The sequence below is a fragment of the Streptomyces sp. NPDC006174 genome (assembly GCF_040614075.1).
Classification (GTDB): Bacteria; Actinomycetota; Actinomycetes; order Streptomycetales; family Streptomycetaceae; genus Streptomyces.
Genome location: NZ_JBEXTJ010000020.1, coordinates 1 through 16,954 on the forward strand (window position 1 = coordinate 1; position 16,954 = coordinate 16,954).

Consider the following 16,954-nt stretch of genomic DNA (forward strand, 5'->3'; position numbering starts at 1 on the left):
CTCCGGGCGCTTCCCTTCATGTACTTCTTTGTCTTGCTGTCTTGCGTTTCCGACTCTATCAGACTCTTTCGTGTCCGATTCCCGGTCGAAGCGGGTCGAACGGTTTTGCTGATTTTCGCTTCCAGGTAATTCGCTTTCGCGGTTTTCCCTTTCGGCGAGTCCGACTCTATCAGGCCTTTTCTGTTCCCTTGACCACGTCCCTCGGGCATGCCGGAGGAAGGTTCAAGGTTAGGATCTGGGCTCAAAGGTCGCCGCCGACCTCCGACTCAAAGTCGCGTTGGGGTCAGGCAGGAGTACGACAGTACAGGCCGCTGGGGATCGAGGCAAATCGCTTGCGGTGTACCCCTAGACCTGTCAACCGGGCGGTCTCGGGCGGAACCGGGACTTCATATGACTTACTCTGCTGAGCAGTACGCCGTCCCCACATCAGCCGCGGCGGCGACACCTGAATCTCCACCCCCTGGGAGGCTCCCCATGACCAACGTGACGTCCCCTCTTGCTGGACGCGCCATCGGACTCACCGCGGTTCCCGACCCGGTCTTCTCCGGCGCGATGGTCGGTCCCGGCACCGCCATCGACCCCGTACGTGAGCCCTCCGAGGCCGTATCTCCTGTCGACGGCATCGTCGTCTCCCTTCATCCCCACGCGTTCGTCGTCGTCGACGCCGACGGACACGGGGTTCTGACGCACCTCGGTATCGACACCGTCCAGCTCAACGGCGAGGGCTTCGAGCTTCTCGTGAACAAGGGGGACACGGTGACCCGGGGCCAGAGCATCGTGCGCTGGGACCCGGCCGGCGTCGAGGCGGCCGGCAAGTCACCCATCTGCCCGATCGTGGCCCTGGAGGCCACCGCCGAGTCGCTCTCCGATGTCCGTGAGGACGGGGACGTGAAGGTCGGCGACACGCTGTTCGGCTGGCAGTAGCGCCTCGGGCGCAGTGACAGGCCAGTTGCACAACCACCGCGGTGACACGGTCGCCGCACAACCGGAGACGGGTGAAATGGAGACAACGCTGCGAGGCGTCGGCGTGAGCCACGGTGTGGCCATCGGCGAGGTTCGGCACATGGGTACGGCGGTGCTGGAGCCGCCCGCCAAATCGATCCCCACCGAGGAGGCCGGGCGCGAACAGGGGCGTGCCCGCCAGGCGGTGGAGGCCGTGGCCGCCGATCTCATCGCGCGCGGCAATCTGGCGGGTGGCGAGGCACAGCACGTGCTCGAGGCGCAGGCCATGATGGCGCAGGACCCCGAGCTGATGTCCGATGTCGAGCGGCGCATCGCCGTGGGCAGCACCGCCGAGCGCGCGGTGTACGACGCGTTCGCCGCGTACCGGGCGCTGCTCGCCAACGCCGGTGAGTACCTCGCCGGGCGGGTCGCCGACCTCGACGACGTACGGAACCGGATCGTGGCGCGGCTGCTCGGTGTGCCGATGCCCGGGGTTCCGGACAGCGACGAGCCGTACGTGCTCATCGCGCGCGATCTGGCGCCGGCGGACACGGCGCTGCTCGACCCGACGCTGGTTCTCGGCTTCGTCACCGAGGAGGGCGGGCCGACCAGTCACAGCGCGATTCTGGCGCGGGCGCTCGGTGTGCCGGCCGTGGTGGCTCTGCCCGGTGCCGGTGAGCTGGCCGAGGGCACGGTCGTGGCCGTGGACGGCAGCACGGGCGAGATCTTCGTCGACCCGAGCGCCGAGAAGCGTGAGGAGATGGAGGCCGCGGCGGCTGCTCGTAAGGCGGCGCTGTCCTCCTCGACCGGTCCCGGCGCCACGTCGGACGGGCACAAGGTGCCGTTGCTCGCCAATGTCGGCGGTCCGGGCGATGTGCCCGCGGCGGTCGAGGCGGGGGCCGAGGGTGTGGGGCTGTTCCGCACCGAGTTCCTCTTCCTGGACGACAGCAAGCAGGCTCCCTCCGAGGAGAAGCAGGTTGCTGCCTACCGTGCGGTGCTGGAGGCGTTCCCCGAGGGGCGTGTCGTCGTCCGCGTACTGGACGCCGGCGCGGACAAGCCGCTGGACTTCCTGACGCCGGCCGACGAGCCGAACCCGGCGCTCGGTGTGCGGGGGCTGCGGAGCCTGCTGGATCACCCGGAGGTGCTGCGTACCCAGCTGACCGCGCTGGCGAAGGCGGCCGAAGGCCTGCCGGTGTACCTGGAGGTCATGGCGCCCATGGTGGCCGACCGCATCGACGCCAAGGCGTTCGCGGACGCGTGCCGTGAAGCCGGGCTGCAGGCGAAGTTCGGCGCGATGGTGGAGATTCCGTCGGCCGCTCTGCGGGCGCGGTCGATCCTCCAGGAGGTGGAGTTCCTGTCGCTGGGCACCAACGACCTGGCGCAGTACACCTTCGCGGCCGACCGTCAGGTGGGCGCGGTTTCCCGGCTCCAGGACCCGTGGCAGCCGGCGCTGCTGGATCTGGTCGCGCTGTCCGCCGAGGCGGCTCGTGCCGAGGGCAAGAGCTGTGGTGTCTGTGGTGAGGCCGCCGCGGATCCGCTGCTGGCCTGCGTGCTGACCGGTCTGGGTGTCACCTCGCTCTCGATGGGTGCGGCGTCCATTCCTTATGTGCGTGCCACGCTGGCCAAGTACACGCTGGCCCAGTGCGAGCGTGCGGCCAACGCCGCGCGTTCGGCCGACTCCGCCGACGAGGCGCGCAGCGCCGCTCAGGCTGTGCTGTCCGGCGAGTAGCCAGAGCCGCAAGAAGCAGGTCCTGGAGGGGCTTTCCGCCGAGGCGGGAAGCCCCTCCTGTCGTGTGCGCCTGTCAGCGGTGCGGTTCTGCCGGGTCGGCTCCGATGTCGAATCCCGCGCAGTACTCCACGCCGGATTCCGGGGAGACGGGCTCTCCGGTCTCGGCGTCGGTGCAGTAGGCGTTGAAGACCTCGCCCGCGGTGAGCGGGGCGAGGGCGCCGTACGCGAGTCGCCAGCCGTGGACGCGGTCCGGGCTGTCGGGCGCGCTGGTGCGGAGCACCACTCCCCCGGGTGCCTCCAGGGCGATGGCCACCGCGAGCACGGTGGCGAACTCCGCTCCTTCCGAGGTGTCGAGGCGGGCCGGACCGGTGGTGTCGCGGTGGGTGTGGAGCACCGCCAGGAGCTGGTCGTTCTCCGTCGGGGTGGAGCAGACCAGGTGGTGGGTGCCCGGTCCGGCCGTCTCCAGCAGGCGGGTCAGGAGGTGGGAGGCCCGGTCGAAGGCGGCCCGCCCGATGTCCTGACCGCAGTCCACACAGGCGCCGAGGTCGGCGAGGAGGAGGGTGGCGTACTCCCAGGTGGCCTGGCGGACCGCGCGGGAGACGAGGAGCGGGATGAGGTCGGTGAGGCGTTGGCCGGTGTAGGCGATCGTGGCCCCGCCGGCGGCGATCTCGGCGGTGAAGCGGCTGCGGCTGGCGCCGGTGTCCGCGTCGAGTCCGGACTCCGCGCAGAAATCGGCGTAGTCCTCCGGGTCGAAGAGCGCCACCGTGGTGTGCATGCCCTGGGCGGCCAGAGATTTGAGCAGGCCCTCGACCTGGTGCAGGTAGGCGGCGTGGTCGTCGAACGGGAAGGTGCGGTAGCGCCGCATGGCCGCGAAGTCCTGCGTGTCGACCAGGAGGCCGACGGTGCTCGGAGCTTCGCGGCGCAGTGTGCGGCGCAGGGTGGTGGTGTGTGCTGTGGTGCCGTGCTTCTTGTTGTGCTTCGAGCTGTGCTTGGTGTTCTCGGTCTGCGCCATGTGTCCCCCTGTGCGCGGTGAATCCTTGCTCACTCAGCGTAATCAGGGGCACTGACAATCGGTCAGCGGCGGCGGTTCGCGGCCAGTTCGGCGTAGAAGTGGAGGAGGTCGAGGTTGTCCACGGAGCCCGGGTTGACCGCCTTGGCGAGCTCGGTGCCTTGGAGCAGGCGCTTGACCGGGACCTCGATGCGCTTGCCGGTGAGGGTGTGCGGGATGGCGGGGACCTCGATGACCTCGTCCGGTACGTGGCGCGGGGAGAGGTTCTCGCGGATGGTGGCCTTGATGGCGGCGCGCAGGTCGTCGTCGAGGGTGGCGCCTTCGGCGAGGTGGACGAAGAGCGGCATCCAGTATCCGCCATCGGGCTCTTCGAGGCCGATGACGAGGGACTCGCGGATCTCGGGGAGCCGTTCGACGGCCTCGTAGATGTCGGCGGACCCCATGCGGACGCCCTGGCGGTTCAGTGTGGAGTCGGAGCGGCCGTGGATGATCACCGAGCCGTGGTCGGTGATGGTGATCCAGTCGCCGTGGCGCCAGACGCCGGGGTACATGTCAAAGTAGCTGTCGTGGTAGCGGCTGCCGTCGGGGTCGTTCCAGAAGCGGATCGGCATGGACGGCAGCGGGTTGGTGACGACGAGTTCGCCGACCTCGGCGGTGAGTGGTTTGCCCGCCGGGTCCCAGGACTGGAGATCGGTGCCGAGACAGGGGGCCTGGAGCTCGCCGATGTGGACCGGGAGCGTGGGGACGGCTCCGGCGAAGCAGCTGCAGACGTCGGTGCCGCCGCTGACCGAGGCGATCCAGAGGTCTTCGGCGACCTCGTCGTGGAGCCAGCGGAAGCCGTCGGGCGGGAGCGGTGAGCCGGTGGTGGCGACGCACTGGATGCGGGAGAGGTCGAAGTCGCGGCCAGGGTGGATGTCGGCCTTGCGGCAGGCCATGACGTACGCGGCGGAGGTGCCGTAGAGCGTGGCGCCGGTCTGTTCGGCGATCCGCCACTGGGCGCTGACGTCCGGGTAGCCGGGGCTGCCGTCGTACAGGACGACGGTGGTGCCGGTGAGGAGGCCGGAGACGAGGAAGTTCCACATCATCCAGCCGGTGGAGGTGTACCAGAAGAAGCGGTCCTCGGGTCCGAGGTCGCAGTGGAGGCCGAGCTGCTTGAAGTGTTCGAGCAGGATGCCGCCCTGGGACTGGACGATGGCCTTGGGCAGGCCGGTGGTGCCTGAGGAGTAGAGGACCCAGAGCGGGTGGTCGAAGGGGACCTGTTCGAAGACCGGCTCGGTGTCGGCGGAGGTGAGGGCGGCCCAGGCGAGCGCGCCTTCGGGGGCGTCGGTGCCGAGCAGCGGGATGTGGACGACGGCGCGGAGGGTGGGCAGTTCGCGGCGGAGTTCGGCGACGGTGTCCGTACGGTCGTGCTCCTTGCCGCCGTAGCGGTAGCCGTCGACGGTGAAGAGGACGACGGGTTCGATCTGCTGGAACCGGTCCAGGACGCTGCGGGCGCCGAAGTCGGGGGCGCAGGAGGTCCAGACGCCGCCGACGGCCGCGGTGGCGAGGAAGGCGACGACGGCCTGCGGGATGTTCGGGAGGTAGCCGCTGACGCGGTCGCCGGGCGTGACGCCGAGGACGCGGAGTTCGGCAGCGAGTGCGCCGACCTGGCGGCGGAGGTCGGCCCAGCTGATCGGGACCTGGGTGTGGGTCTCGTCGACGTACAGGAGCGCGGGGCTGTCGGCTCGGGCCGGGTCCTCGGCGGTGCGCAGCGCGTGTTCGGCGTAGTTGAGGGTGGCGCCGGGGAACCAGGTGGCGCCGGGCATGGTGCGGTCGCCGATGACGCTCTCGTACGGCGTGGAGAAGCGGACGTCGAACCACTCGGCGACGGCCTGCCAGAAGGTGTCGAGCTCGTCGACGGACCAGCGGTGCAGGGCCTCGTACCCGCCGTCGGCCGGTGCTCCGAAGCGGCTCGCGGCCCAGCTCTGGAAGCGGGTCACGGCCGCGGCCTCGATGCGCTCGGGGCTGGGCTGCCAGAGGGGTGCGTCGGGCGTGGCTGCGGTCATGGGGCGGCTCCCTGGCTGGACGGGTACGCGGGTGGCGTGTCGGCGCGCACGGGCTGGGGTGTGCGCGTGAGCGGCTGACACGGACGATGCCATGTGATCGTCTTCGGCACCAGGGTGGCCCGGCGTGATGCGGGCTGCGATGCATCGGCGAGGACGGGTGAACGGCAGTTGAACGGGAGGTTCTGCGGTCCTGGCGGGTGGCATGGTGTGCGCCATGGACGGTCGTGACCTGGTGCGTCGGGTGAGGTTGGTCGGTTCGGTACGGGGGCTGCGGACGGTGCTCGCGGCCTGGCGGCGCCGGTCGGCGGACGCGCGTGCGCTGCCTCCGCGCGGTGCGGAGCGGGCTCGGGTGCCCGGTGCTCTGGTGGGGGCGGAGCCGGGTCCTGGCGGGGGTGTGGTGCGGTTCGCCCGTTCGGAGCTGCGGGTCCGGGTGGCGGTGGGCGGTGCGGTGTTCTGGGCGTGGGACGGGGCGGATCCGCTGCCGTCGTACGCGTTGGCGGGTGAGGTTCCGGGGCCGGATCCGCGGGCGGTGCTGGAGCCGGGCCAGGACGGTGGCTGGCAGGTGGTCTCCGAGCGGCTGACGGTGATCGTGTCGCGTACGGGTGCGGTGGAGCTGCGGACGCCGGGCGGGGTGCTGTTGCGGCGGGAGTTGCCGCCGCGCTGGTGGGAGCCGGTGGGCGGCGGCGCGGTGCGGTGGGTGCAGCGGTCGGAGGTGCCGGCGGACGCGCGGTTCTTCGGGCTCGGCGGGCGGGCGTCGGGGCCTCGGCTGCGGGACGGGGCGTACGGGCTGTGGAACACGGATCCGGGCGGACGGTTCGGGCCGGAGGACGATCCGCTGTATCTGACGATGCCGGTGCAGGTGGTGGTGTCGGACGCCGGGACGCATCTGGCGTTCCACGACAACACCTGGTCGGGCCGGGTGGTGGTGCGCGAGGGCGAGGAGGGCGCGGGCTCGGGGCACGACCGGCCGGGGACCTGTGAGGTGCGGATGGAGGGCGGGCCGCTGCGGTGCTGGGTGGTGGCGGGGACGCCGGCCCGGGTGCTGCGCGGGTGGACGGCGTTGACGGGTGCGCCGGCGGTGCCGCCGTCGTGGGCGCTGGGGCCGCAGCACGCGCGGTGGGGGTTCGGGAGTGAGCGGGAGGTGCGGCGGGTGGTGGCCGGGTACCGCGAACGAGGGCTTCCGCTGTCCGTGCTGCATCTGGACATCGACCACTACGACGCGCACCGGGTGTTCACGGTCGACCGGGAGCGGTTCCCGGCGCTGCCCGGGCTGGCCAAGGAGTTGCGCGACGAGGGCGTACGGCTGGTGTCGATCGTGGATCCGGCGGTGAAGGCGGCGCCGGGTGACGCGGTGTTCGACGCGGGCGTGGCGCTCGGGGAGCGAGGGGCGTATGTCCGGGACGCGCGGGGGCGGGTGGTGGTGGGTGAGGTGTGGCCAGGTGCCTGCGTCTATCCGGATTTTACTGATCCGATTGTGCGGGAATGGTGGGGATTCCTGTATGAGGAACGGCTTGCGCAGGGCTTCTCGGGGGTCTGGCACGACATGAACGAGCCGGTCTCCTTCACCGCGTTCGGCGACCCGTCCCTGCCGCGGTCGGCCCGGCACGTCCTGGAGGGCGCGGGCGGCGACCATCGCGAGGCGCACAACGTGTACGGGCTCGCGATGGCGCGCGCCGGGTACGAGGGGCTGCTCCGGCTGCGTCCCGAGGAGCGGCCGTTCCTGTTCTCGCGGTCGGGGTGGGCGGGGATGCAGAGGTACGGGGGCACCTGGTCCGGTGATGTGTCGACCGGGTGGCCGGGGCTGCGGGTCTCGCTCTCGCTGGTGCTGGGTCTCGGGCTGTGCGGGGTGCCGTACTCAGGGCCGGATGTGGGCGGATTCGACGGGTTCCCGTCGCCTGAGCTGTATCTGCGGTGGTTCCAGCTGGGTGCGTACCTGCCGTTGTTCCGGACGCATGCGGCGATCGACGCGGGGCGCCGGGAGCCGTGGGAGTTCGGGCCGGAGGTGCTGGAGCACGCGCGGACGGCGCTGGTGGAACGGGAGCGGCTGCACCCGTACTTCGTGACGCTCTCGCACGTGGCGCGGTTGTCGGGTGCGCCTTATGTGCGGCCGGTGTGGTGGGCGGCGCCGGGTGACCGGGCGCTGCGCGGGTGCGAGGACGCGTTTCTGCTCGGCGATGCGCTGTTGGTGGCGCCCGTGATGGAGGAGGGTGCGGACCGGCGGGTGGTGCGGCTGCCGCGCGGGCGTTGGTACGACACGGTGACCGGGCGGGCGTACGAGGGACCGGGGCCGGTGGTGGTCGACGCGCCGCTCTCCCGCATTCCGGTGCTGGCGCGGGCCGGCGCGGTCATTCCGGTGCGGGACGCGGACGGTGACCTGGAGTTGGAGGTGTGGGCGCCGGCTCCCGGCCTTACCGGAGGCGGGCTGGTGGTGCGGGATCCGGGTGACGGGTGGGCGGAGGCGGAGGTCGAGCGGTATGTGTCGCGCTGGGAGGGGGACCGTGTGGTGGTGGAGCGGGACGGTGGGGCGGGGGGCTCGGTGGGGCTTCCGGTGCGGGTTCGTGGTGACTAGGAGCCGCTCGTACGGCTAGGGGCTCGGGCTCAGCCGTAGCGGCCCGCGAACCAGGCGTTCATCGCTTCCGTGTGCAGGGGGAAGGTGAGCGGGCGGGGTGCGTACAGGATCTCGTAACCCGAGGTCTCGTTGGTGGGGACGGAGGGCGGCAGGCTTGTCAGGGGACGTGCCGGGAGGAGGCCGAAGACCAGGAGGTGGCCTGCGGTGTCGCTGAGGACGTCGGCGAGGCGGACGTCCGGTGCCTCGGCCTCGATCCCGGTCTCCTCGTACAGTTCCCGGACGACCGCGTGGCGCCAGTCCTCGGCGTGGTCGACGAAGCCGCCGGGCAGCGCTGTGCCGCCCTTGCGCGGTTCGATGGTGCGGGTGATGACGACGAGTCCGGTCGCGCTGGGGCCGGTCACCGGGAGCAGGGCCACGGCGACCGGGAGCGGATTGCGGTAGGCGGTGGAGCCGCAGCGCGGGCAGGTGCGGGGCCAGGTGCCGGGGGTGGTGAGGGCGGTGTACGGGGCTCCGCAGGTGGAGCAGTGGGAGTCCTTGACGTACGGGGTCGGCTGTCGACCGGTCGTCGGGGCGGGGCTGCTGGTGGGCTCGGACACGGGCGGACTGTATCCGATCGTCCTTTCGCCGGGGACGGGAAGCTGATAGACGATGTGGCCATGACAGGAATGCGTACCGCTCTCCGCGCCCTGGCCACCGCTGGAGCCGCTCTGCTCGCCGTCACGGCCGCCGCCCCCGCTCCGGCACAGGCCCGGCACGAGCCCGTATCGGCGCAGGCCCGTCCCGAACCCAAGGCGCCTGATGGGTTCGTGGCGTTGCGGTCGGTGGATCCGACGATCATCCAGGAGATGCGCTACACCACGGCCCACACCTTCCTCGGCGAGCGCGTCGACGGCTACCGGCAGTCCGTCTGCATCCTGACCCGGCCCGCCGCCCGCGCGCTGCGTCTGGCGCAGAAGCGGCTGCTGCGACAGGGCTATTCGCTGAAGGTGTACGACTGTTACCGGCCGCAGCGGGCGGTCGACCACTTCGTGCGGTGGGCGAAGGATCTCGACGACCAGTCCATGAAGGCGGAGTTCTATCCGCTGGTCGACAAGTCCCGGCTGTTCGAGGACGGTTACATCGCGGAGAAGTCCGGGCACAGCAGAGGGAGCACGGTGGATCTGACGCTGGTCCGGCTGCCGGCTCTGCCGACCAGGCCGTACCGCCCGGGTGAGCGGCTGACGCCCTGCTTCGCACCGCAGGGTGAGCGGTTCCCGGACAACTCGGTGGACATGGGCACCGGTTACGACTGCTTCGACACCCTGTCGCATACGGACGATCCCCGGATCCAGGGCAAGCAACGCGCCAACCGGCAGTTCCTGAAGCGGACGTTGACCGAGATGGGCTTCGTCAACCTGCCCGAGGAGTGGTGGCACTTCACCTACGAGCCCGAGCCGTTCCCGGACACCTACTTCGACTTTCCGGTGGACCGCAGGTCGGTGGGCAGGCCCTGAGGGGAACGGGCGACCGGGACCACCCCCGTGGGCTCCGGCCGCCTGTTCTTCCTTTCGGACGCGAAAGGGGCGTGTTCGGTTGCCGATCGGGCCGATACGGTGCCCGTATGTCACAGCAGACGTTCGATTCGTACGAGGAATTCTGGCCCTACTACGTCGCGATGCACTCCCGCGCCGCCACCCGCTGGGTCCATCTGACCGGCACGCTCACCGGACTCAGCATCGCCGCCTACGGGCTGGCACGCGGGCGGAAGCGATATCTGGCGGCGCTGCCGCTGATCGGGTACGGCACGGCCTGGCCCGCGCACTTCCTGATCGAGAAGAACAACCCGGCGACCTTCGGGCATCCGGCGTGGTCGCTTCGCGGGGACGCGCAGATGATCGGGATGATGCTGACCGGCCAGGACGCCGAGCTGGCCGACACCGCGGCCAAGTGGCTGGCCGAGAACGGCTGAGTCGCGCACGGAGCCGGCTCCCGTGGCCGCTCCTCTCGCCGGGCGCGGCCGCCCGTGGCACACTTCTGACGTTCCGTCAGTTTCAGTGCCGGGGAGGGACTTTGCCGCGTACGCGCATACCTGTGGTGGCCGGTTGGTTCACCGAGGACACCTCGGAGGAGGAGTTCCGGCTGCTGGGCACCCGGTGCTGGGACTGCCGGTCGGTCCACTTCCCCCGTGAGGACGGCCACTGCCGCAATCCGGCTTGCTCCGGCGGGGAGTTGGAGGAGGTGCCGCTGTCGAAGCGCGGCACGGTGTGGTCCTGCACCGATGGCCGCTACCGGCCCCCTCCTCCGTACGTCAGCGATCCCGAGGTGGCCTGGGTGCCGTACACGCTGGTCGCCGTGGAGCTGACGGCCGAGCGGATGGTGGTGCTGGGACAGGCCGCGCCCGGCGTCGGCGTGGACGATCTTCCCGTCGGGTCGGTGGTGGAGGTGGTGCCGGGCGTCCTGGACGCGGATCCGGCGGCCGGCACCGTACACACGACGTGGCACTGGCGGCCCGTGGCGGCGGAGGCGCTGTCGTGACCGGCGATGTGGCCGTGCTCGGGGCCGGGATGCATCCGTGGGGCAAGTGGGGGCGTGGCTTCGTCGCGTACGGGCGTGCCGCCGCGCGGGCCGCTCTCGACGACGCGGGCATCGGGTGGCCCGAGGTGGGGTCGGTGGTCGGCGCGCAGACGGTCCGGGGCGGCTATCCGGGGTATGTGGCCGGGGCGACGTTCGCGCGGGCGCTGGGGTGGCAGGGGGCGCGGGTGACCTCGGTGTACGCCGCGTGCGCGTCCGGGGCGCAGGCGATCAACACCGCGCGGGCCCAGATCCTGGCCGGGATGGCGGATGTGGTCCTGGTGGTGGGAGCGGACTCGGCGCCCAAGGGGTTCTTCGCGCCGGCGGGCGGGGAGCGGCCGGACGATCCGGACTGGCTGCGTTTCCGGGTGCTCGGAGCGACGAACCCGGCGTACTTCGGGCTCTACGCGCGGCGCCGGATGACCCTGTACGGAGATACGCCCGACGACTTCGCGTTGGTCAAGGTGAAGAACGCGGCGGCCGGGGCGCTCAACCCGTACGCGCGCTACCGAACTCCCGTGACAGCAGTAGAGGTTGCCGCCTCTCCGGTCGTCGCCGATCCGCTGCGGCTGCTGGACATCTGCGCCACCTCCGACGGTGCCGCCGCGCTGGTGCTGTGCGGCATGGAGTTCGCGCGGCGGCGCGGAGTGGCCGATCCGGTGCGGATCCGGGCCGTCTCGACCGTGACGCCGACCTTTCCGCGGACCGTCCTCGATCTGCCGGACATCGGCACCGACTCGGCGGTCGCCGTGGAGCCGTCGCCGGAGAGCTTCCGGCGATCGATCGCCCGGGCCGCGTACGAGGAGGCGGGGATCGGGCCGGAGGATCTGTCGCTGGCGGAGGTCTACGACCTGTCCACCGCACTGGAGTTGCAGTGGTACGAGGACATCGGGCTCTGCGCTCCGGGCGAGGGCGCGAAGCTCGTACGGGAGGGGGTCACGGCACTGGGTGGCCGGGTCCCGGTCAACGTGAGCGGCGGGCTCGCCTCGTTCGGCGAGGCGGTGCCGGCGCAGGCGATCGCCCAAGTGGGCGAGCTGACCTGGCAGTTGCGCGGCCGGGCCGGGGACCGTCAGGTGCCGGGGGCCAGAGTGGGCATCACGGCCAACCAGGGGCTGTTCGGGCACGGTTCGGCGGTGGTGGCCGTCCGGTGAGTCGTCGCCAAGGAACCTTTTGCCTGCACATGACTTGACGGCCAGTCACGGCAGCAGAACACTCGCAGCCCGGTTCGCCGGACGACGTGCGGCCCGTACCCCTGTCGGCGGGGGTACGGGCCGTACGCGTACGGCGGACCGGGCCGTCAGGTGGCGATGGGCGCGCGGTCCCGGGCCGCGCGCTCCAAGGCGTGCTCGACGACCGCGATGAGGACGTCACGTACCGAGGCACGGTCCCGTGCGTCGCACAGCAGCACCGGGACCTCGGGGTCGAGATCGAGAGCGCCCTGTACGGTCTCGGCGGGGAACTGCCCGGCTCCGTCGAAGCAGTTGACGGCCACGGTGAACGGGATCCGGCGGCGCTCGAAGTAGTCGACCGCGGCGAAGCAGTCCTCCAGGCGGCGGGTGTCGGCGAGGACGACCGCTCCGAGGGCTCCCTGCGCCAGCTCGTCCCAGAGGAACCAGAAGCGGTCCTGGCCCGGCGTGCCGAAGAGGTAGAGGACCAGGTCCTCGCGAACCGTGATCCGGCCGAAGTCCATCGCGACCGTGGTGGTGGTCTTGGCCTCGACACCCGCCAGGTCGTCCACCGGACGGCCCGCCTCGCTCAGCCGCTCCTCCGTGCGCAGCGGTCTGATCTCGCTGACCGCGCCGACCGCGGTCGTCTTGCCGACGCCGAACCCTCCCGCCACCAGGATCTTCAGGGTGACGGGCTCGACGGGCCGCTGCTTGACGCGGCTAGAGCGCCCGAAGGCCATTGATTACCTCGCGAAGAATGTTCACGTCCGGCAGTTCGGCCGGCGGAACGGGTCGGGTGACGTGCACCAGCTCGTCCTCGACGAGATCGCCGACCAGGACCCGTACCACCCCTACCGGGAGGTCGAGTTCGGCGGCGAGCTCGGCGATGGACTGGGGCGCGTCGCTGCAGAGTTCGACGATCGTGACGTGTTCGGGCGCGAGCGTCTGGTCCCGGCCGGGGTCGTCGGCGGCCGGTTCGGGCACGACGAGGGCGATCAGGTCGAGCCGGTGGCGGGAGGCGCTGCTGGTACGCCCCCGGGTCATGGCGTACGGGCGGACCACCGGCCCGGCCTCCGCGTCGTACCACCGCGAGGACTGAGGGTCGGCGGTGGCGTCCGTGGGGCCGGAGTCCGTGGGTCCGGGGTTCGTGCCCCGGCGGGAGTCAGCGCTCATGCCCGGCCCTCACCCTCCGGCGGGCAGACCGGTCGTCCGTGGGGCGTTGGCCAGGTGGGCCCCCACGCGCTTGACCATCAGCGTCATCTCGTACGCCACCTGGCCCACGTCGGAGTCCGCGTCGGCCAGCACGGCGAGACAGCTGCCGTCGCCCGCGGCGGTCACGAAGAGGAAGGCCTCGTCCAGCTCGACGACGGTCTGGCGCACCCTGCCCGCCTCGAAGTGGCGGCCCACGCCCTTGGCGAGGCTGTGGAACCCGGAGGCGACGGCGGCGAGGTGCTCGCTGTCCTCCCGGGTCAGATCCTGCGAGGTGCCGGTGGCGAGCCCGTCGCTGGAGAGCACCAGCGCCTTGCGGATGCTGGCGACGCGCTGGACGAGTTCGTCGAGCAGCCAGTTCAGTTCGCCCGAGCCGTGGCGTGCGGGGTTGGATGCTGCGGCGTTCGGTGCGGTCATCGACCGTCCCCTCCCGGAGTGGTTCCTGGTGCTGTTCCCTCGGGACCGGCGGCGTCCTGTGCGTCCTCGGCGTTCTGCCGACGACCGCGCTGCCAGCCACGCTGGAGTGAAGCCATGCGATTGCGTACTTCGTCCGCGTCACGGTCGTAGTCGTCGACCGTGTCCACGGGCGCCCGGTGCGGAGTCCGGTCGGTGGATTCCTCACGGAGCTGAGGGGCGAGGCTGGCCTGCCGGACCCGGCGGGGCAGGCCGCCCACGGTGTCGGGTGCGGTGTCGCGCCGGGCCTCGGTGGTGCGGGGTGGTTCTGGTGTGCTGAGTGGTGCCGGTGTGCGTTGTGCGGCGCGGGCGGCCCACGGCGTGGTGTGCGCGACCGGACCGGTCGCGGTGCGGGGTGCGGTCGCGGGAGGCTCGGCGGAGGTGGTGGTGTCGGTGGTCTCCGGGGCCTCGTCGTCCACGCGACGGCCGCGGTCGGTGACCAGGGTCGGCGGAGTGCGGCGCGGCAGCGGTACGGGACCGGCGGGTCGCATCGGGCGGACCTCGGCGGTGGGGCTTTCACCGTGGTCGCGGGCCTGCTGGTGCTGATCGCGGTCGGCGGCCCGGCGGGCGTCACCGGCGTCACCGCGACGGAGCCCGCCGGAGCCGGCGTGGTCGCGGCGCGGGCTCAGGCCGTCCTCGCGGCGCGGATCCCTGCCGTCCTCGCGGCGCAGGTCGCGGGCGCGGAAGATGCCTCCGCGCTCGCTCTCGGTGTCCTCCAGGTCGGAGACGCCGTCGAGCACCGGTCCCAGGGCCGGATCGAGGGCCGGGTCCGAGGCGCGGTCCAGCGGGTCACCGGCCAGGTCCAAGGGGCCGACCGGGCCTTCCAGTTCGACGGGGCCGTCGAGCACCGCCGGTCCGGTGAGGCCGGTCGGGACCGGCGAGAGGACGGCGGAGCGGCCGTTCGTCCTGCGATCGCCGCCCGGTGCGGTGCCGGCGGCGGACGAGGCGTCGCCGTTGGTGCGGCCGCTGCCGATCGCCCGCTCGGCCCGGCGGTCGAGGCGGAAGCCGGTGCCGTGGGTGTCGGGCGCCTCGGTGAGGAGCGCGGCCGGGATGAACACGACCGCGGTGGTGCCTCCGTACGGCGATTTCTGCAGGGAGACCCGGACGTTCTGGCGCTGGGCGAGGCGGCTGACCACGAAGAGACCGAGGCGGTCGGTGTCGGAGAGCTCGAAGTCGGGGGTCTCGGCGAGCCGGAGGTTGGCGTCGAGGAGGACCTCGGGCGGCATGCCGAGGCCGCGGTCGTGGATTTCGAGCGTGAAGCCGTTGGAGACGCGTTCGCCGTGCACCTGGACCGCGGTGTGCGGCGGCGAGAAGACGGTGGCGTTCTCCAGGAGTTCGGCGATGAGGTGGGTGAGGTCGGCGACGGCGGGGCCGCCCACGCCGATCCGGGGCAGCCGCCGGACCTCGATGCGTTCGTAGTCCTCGACCTCGGCGACGGCGGCCCGTACGACGTCCATGAGCTGGATGGGCTTGCGCCACTGGCGGGAGGGCGCGGCGCCGGAGAGGATCACGAGCCCTTCGGCGTGGCGGCGCATCCGCGTCGTGAGGTGGTCGAGGCGGAACAGGTCGGCCAGTTCGTCGCTGTTCTCGGTGCGGCGCTCCATGGTGTCCAGCAGGGTCAGCTGGCGATGGAGGAGAACCTGGTTGCGGCGGGCGAGGTTGACGAAGACCTCGGAGACGCCGCGGCGCATGTCGGCCTGCTTGACGGCGGCTTCGACGGCGGCGCGCTGGAGGGTGTTGAGCGCCTGGCCGACCTGGCCGATCTCGTCGCGCTCGTAGGTGAGGTGCGGGGCCTCGGTCTCGACGTCGACCTGTTCGCCGGCGGCCAGCCGCCGCATGACGCTCGGCAGGCGTACGCCGGAGACCTCGTGGGCGTCCTTGCGGAGCCGGGAGAGGTCGCGGACGAGTTCGCGGCCGATCCGTACGGAGACGAAGATCGAGACGATCAGCGCCAGGAAGCCGAGGACTCCGGCGATTCCGGCCTGGGCGAGGACCCGGTATCCGGCCGGTTCCGCGCGGTCCTGGAAGCGGTCGGCCATCTCCGTGGAGTCGTCCGCCAGCCGGTCGAGGACGGGCGGGGCCGCCTGCTGCCAGCGCTCGGTGTCGACGGCGCCTTCACCCTTGGTGGGCCCGGCGGCGATCAGGGTGTCCTCGGCGGTGCGCAGCGGCTCGGCGTCCGGGCTGCTCCAGAACTGGTCGACGCGGCGGCGCTCGGCGGCGGGAAGGTTTTCGAGGCTGACCTCGTAGAGCAGCTCGCGCTGGGCCACGAGGCCGGATATCTGGCGCAGTTCGGCGGTGGTGAAGCGGCCCGCGATGAGGCTGGAGGCGACCAGCGCGTCTTCGCGCGACAGCATCTCGCGGGCCCGGGATATCCCGACCAGCGCCCGCATCTGCTTGTCCAGCGAACCGTTCTCCGTGGTGTGGAGGCCGTTGAGGAAACGGTACGCCGGGTCGACGAGGCCGTTGTAGAAGTCCAGCGCCTTCGCCCGGCCGATGGTGCGCTTCTCGACGGATTCGCGCAGCGCGTCCAGGCCGTCGACGGCGCTCAGGATCGCGTCGAGCCGCATGCGGGCCTCCGCGTCGAGCGCCTCGCGGACGTCGTTCTGCCGGGCGCTGTTCCTGACCTCGGCCACGATCCGGTCGGTGTCGGCGCGCTGGCTCAGCAGGAGCGGCAGGGCGTCGGAGGCGCGGGGGTCGGCCAGGAAGACCAGGGTCTGCCGGCGCTCGGCCTGCACGACCCGGACCGCTTCCTCCAGCGGTCCGGCGACCTTGTCGACGGAGGTGCTGACACTCATCAGCTCGGTCGCCTGGCGGCCGGTGACGTAGGTGGCGAGGACCCAGAGGCCCGTGAGGGAGACGAGCGGCACCAGCAGCAACGCCACGATCTTCCTGCGGATGGACTTCCCGCGAAAGCGCATGGCCTCCCCCAGATCGGCCCCGCACCGCGGGGGTGGTCTCTCCCGGTCGTCCCTCGCCCCTGGTCCGACGTTCGCCGTGCGTACACCGGCGCGCATCGGTCCGACGCGGGCGAGGGCCCGTCCTGCGTCAATAAACGGCGCGAGCCTACTACTGACACAGAGACAACTCGAAGACACGTCCGGATGATTTTCAGCCGTCCGGCCAGGGTTTGATCATGAGTTGTCCCGGTATTCCCGGAGATGAAATTCGCGAAAGCGACAGAGGATCCCCACCGATCCTCTGAGGACGGGCCCGGATCAGTTGGCTGGAATTATTCGTTCCTTAGCCTTCTGTGGCCCTGCGGTGTCTTTCAGCGGGAATCTT

14 protein-coding genes are annotated in these 16,954 nt (G+C 71.4%); 7 read left to right on the forward strand and 7 right to left on the reverse strand.

Annotated elements, in window-relative coordinates; genetic code table 11:
- Nucleotides 1–474: 474 nt before the first annotated feature.
- Together ABZ267_RS31935 and ptsP are read left to right on the forward strand one after the other, a co-directional pair.
- Nucleotides 475–924, forward strand: coding sequence for a PTS glucose transporter subunit IIA (locus ABZ267_RS31935; RefSeq protein ID WP_018512548.1), 450 nt, complete (start codon nt 475–477; stop codon nt 922–924).
- 76 nt (nt 925–1,000) lie between these two features.
- A complete protein-coding gene (ptsP, locus tag ABZ267_RS31940; protein ID WP_356754139.1) occupies nt 1,001–2,671 on the forward strand; it encodes a phosphoenolpyruvate--protein phosphotransferase in 1,671 nt (556 codons plus the stop codon).
- 73 nt (nt 2,672–2,744) lie between these two features.
- Here ptsP and ABZ267_RS31945 read toward each other — a convergent pair whose 3' ends face one another.
- Together ABZ267_RS31945 and ABZ267_RS31950 are read right to left on the reverse strand one after the other, a co-directional pair.
- Nucleotides 2,745–3,683 carry a hypothetical protein gene (locus tag ABZ267_RS31945; protein ID WP_356754141.1) on the reverse strand — a complete coding sequence of 313 codons (939 nt, stop codon included), beginning with the start codon at nt 3,681–3,683 and terminating at the stop codon, nt 2,745–2,747.
- Nucleotides 3,684–3,745: 62 nt separating this feature from the next.
- Complete coding sequence (locus ABZ267_RS31950; protein ID WP_356754143.1) at nt 3,746–5,725, reverse strand: acetoacetate--CoA ligase; 1,980 nt, start codon at nt 5,723–5,725, stop codon at nt 3,746–3,748.
- A gap of 214 nt (nt 5,726–5,939) precedes the next feature.
- Between ABZ267_RS31950 and ABZ267_RS31955 the strand changes: the two genes are divergently transcribed.
- A complete protein-coding gene (locus tag ABZ267_RS31955) occupies nt 5,940–8,294 on the forward strand; it encodes a glycoside hydrolase family 31 protein (protein ID WP_356754145.1) in 2,355 nt (784 codons plus the stop codon).
- 29 nt (nt 8,295–8,323) lie between these two features.
- Here the strand turns inward: ABZ267_RS31955 and ABZ267_RS31960 are convergent, their stop codons facing one another.
- Nucleotides 8,324–8,890, reverse strand: coding sequence for an NUDIX domain-containing protein (locus ABZ267_RS31960; RefSeq protein WP_356754147.1), 567 nt, complete (start codon nt 8,888–8,890; stop codon nt 8,324–8,326).
- A gap of 60 nt (nt 8,891–8,950) precedes the next feature.
- Between ABZ267_RS31960 and ABZ267_RS31965 the strand changes: the two genes are divergently transcribed.
- From ABZ267_RS31965 to ABZ267_RS31980, 4 genes are all read left to right on the forward strand, one after another.
- Nucleotides 8,951–9,787: a M15 family metallopeptidase gene (locus tag ABZ267_RS31965; RefSeq protein WP_356754149.1), complete on the forward strand. Its 837-nt coding sequence runs from the start codon at nt 8,951–8,953 to the stop codon at nt 9,785–9,787.
- Nucleotides 9,788–9,894: 107 nt separating this feature from the next.
- A complete protein-coding gene (locus tag ABZ267_RS31970) occupies nt 9,895–10,242 on the forward strand; it encodes a DUF962 domain-containing protein (protein WP_356754151.1) in 348 nt (115 codons plus the stop codon).
- A 122-nt stretch (nt 10,243–10,364) separates the two neighbouring features.
- Complete coding sequence (locus tag ABZ267_RS31975; protein WP_356754153.1) at nt 10,365–10,808, forward strand: zinc ribbon domain-containing protein; 444 nt, start codon at nt 10,365–10,367, stop codon at nt 10,806–10,808.
- Entirely contained in the window at nt 10,805–11,995 is a 1,191-nt protein-coding gene (locus ABZ267_RS31980) for a lipid-transfer protein (RefSeq protein WP_356754155.1), read from the forward strand. The genes ABZ267_RS31975 and ABZ267_RS31980 overlap by 4 nt, the downstream gene beginning before the upstream one ends.
- Before the next feature lie 146 nt (nt 11,996–12,141).
- Here ABZ267_RS31980 and ABZ267_RS31985 read toward each other — a convergent pair whose 3' ends face one another.
- Genes ABZ267_RS31985 through ABZ267_RS32000 form a run of 4 tightly spaced genes read right to left on the reverse strand, consistent with a single transcriptional unit; the run spans nt 12,142 to nt 16,590 of the window.
- A complete protein-coding gene (locus tag ABZ267_RS31985) occupies nt 12,142–12,750 on the reverse strand; it encodes an ATP/GTP-binding protein (RefSeq protein ID WP_356754157.1) in 609 nt (202 codons plus the stop codon).
- Nucleotides 12,731–13,183 carry a DUF742 domain-containing protein gene (locus ABZ267_RS31990; protein WP_356754159.1) on the reverse strand — a complete coding sequence of 151 codons (453 nt, stop codon included), beginning with the start codon at nt 13,181–13,183 and terminating at the stop codon, nt 12,731–12,733. Before ABZ267_RS31990 ends, ABZ267_RS31985 begins: the two co-directional genes overlap by 20 nt.
- A 9-nt stretch (nt 13,184–13,192) precedes the next feature.
- Complete coding sequence (locus tag ABZ267_RS31995) at nt 13,193–13,636, reverse strand: roadblock/LC7 domain-containing protein (protein WP_356754161.1); 444 nt, start codon at nt 13,634–13,636, stop codon at nt 13,193–13,195.
- Nucleotides 13,633–16,590, reverse strand: coding sequence for a nitrate- and nitrite sensing domain-containing protein (locus ABZ267_RS32000; protein ID WP_356754163.1), 2,958 nt, complete (start codon nt 16,588–16,590; stop codon nt 13,633–13,635). Before ABZ267_RS32000 ends, ABZ267_RS31995 begins: the two co-directional genes overlap by 4 nt.
- Nucleotides 16,591–16,954 lie beyond the last annotated feature (364 nt).

Bases quoted from the DNA above. Each gene is read 5' to 3' on its own strand.
- ABZ267_RS31935 (WP_018512548.1), top strand. From the start codon at position 475: ATGACCAACGTGACGTCCCCTCTTGCTGGACGCGCCATCGGACTCACC.
- ptsP (WP_356754139.1), top strand. From the start codon at position 1,001: ATGGAGACAACGCTGCGAGGCGTCGGCGTGAGCCACGGTGTGGCCATC.
- ABZ267_RS31945 (WP_356754141.1), bottom strand. From the start codon at position 3,683: ATGGCGCAGACCGAGAACACCAAGCACAGCTCGAAGCACAACAAGAAG.
- ABZ267_RS31950 (WP_356754143.1), bottom strand. From the start codon at position 5,725: ATGACCGCAGCCACGCCCGACGCACCCCTCTGGCAGCCCAGCCCCGAG.
- ABZ267_RS31955 (WP_356754145.1), top strand. From the start codon at position 5,940: ATGGACGGTCGTGACCTGGTGCGTCGGGTGAGGTTGGTCGGTTCGGTA.
- ABZ267_RS31965 (WP_356754149.1), top strand. From the start codon at position 8,951: ATGACAGGAATGCGTACCGCTCTCCGCGCCCTGGCCACCGCTGGAGCC.
- ABZ267_RS31970 (WP_356754151.1), top strand. From the start codon at position 9,895: ATGTCACAGCAGACGTTCGATTCGTACGAGGAATTCTGGCCCTACTAC.
- ABZ267_RS31985 (WP_356754157.1), bottom strand. From the start codon at position 12,750: ATGGCCTTCGGGCGCTCTAGCCGCGTCAAGCAGCGGCCCGTCGAGCCC.
- ABZ267_RS31990 (WP_356754159.1), bottom strand. From the start codon at position 13,183: ATGAGCGCTGACTCCCGCCGGGGCACGAACCCCGGACCCACGGACTCC.
- ABZ267_RS31995 (WP_356754161.1), bottom strand. From the start codon at position 13,636: ATGACCGCACCGAACGCCGCAGCATCCAACCCCGCACGCCACGGCTCG.
- ABZ267_RS32000 (WP_356754163.1), bottom strand. From the start codon at position 16,590: ATGCGCTTTCGCGGGAAGTCCATCCGCAGGAAGATCGTGGCGTTGCTG.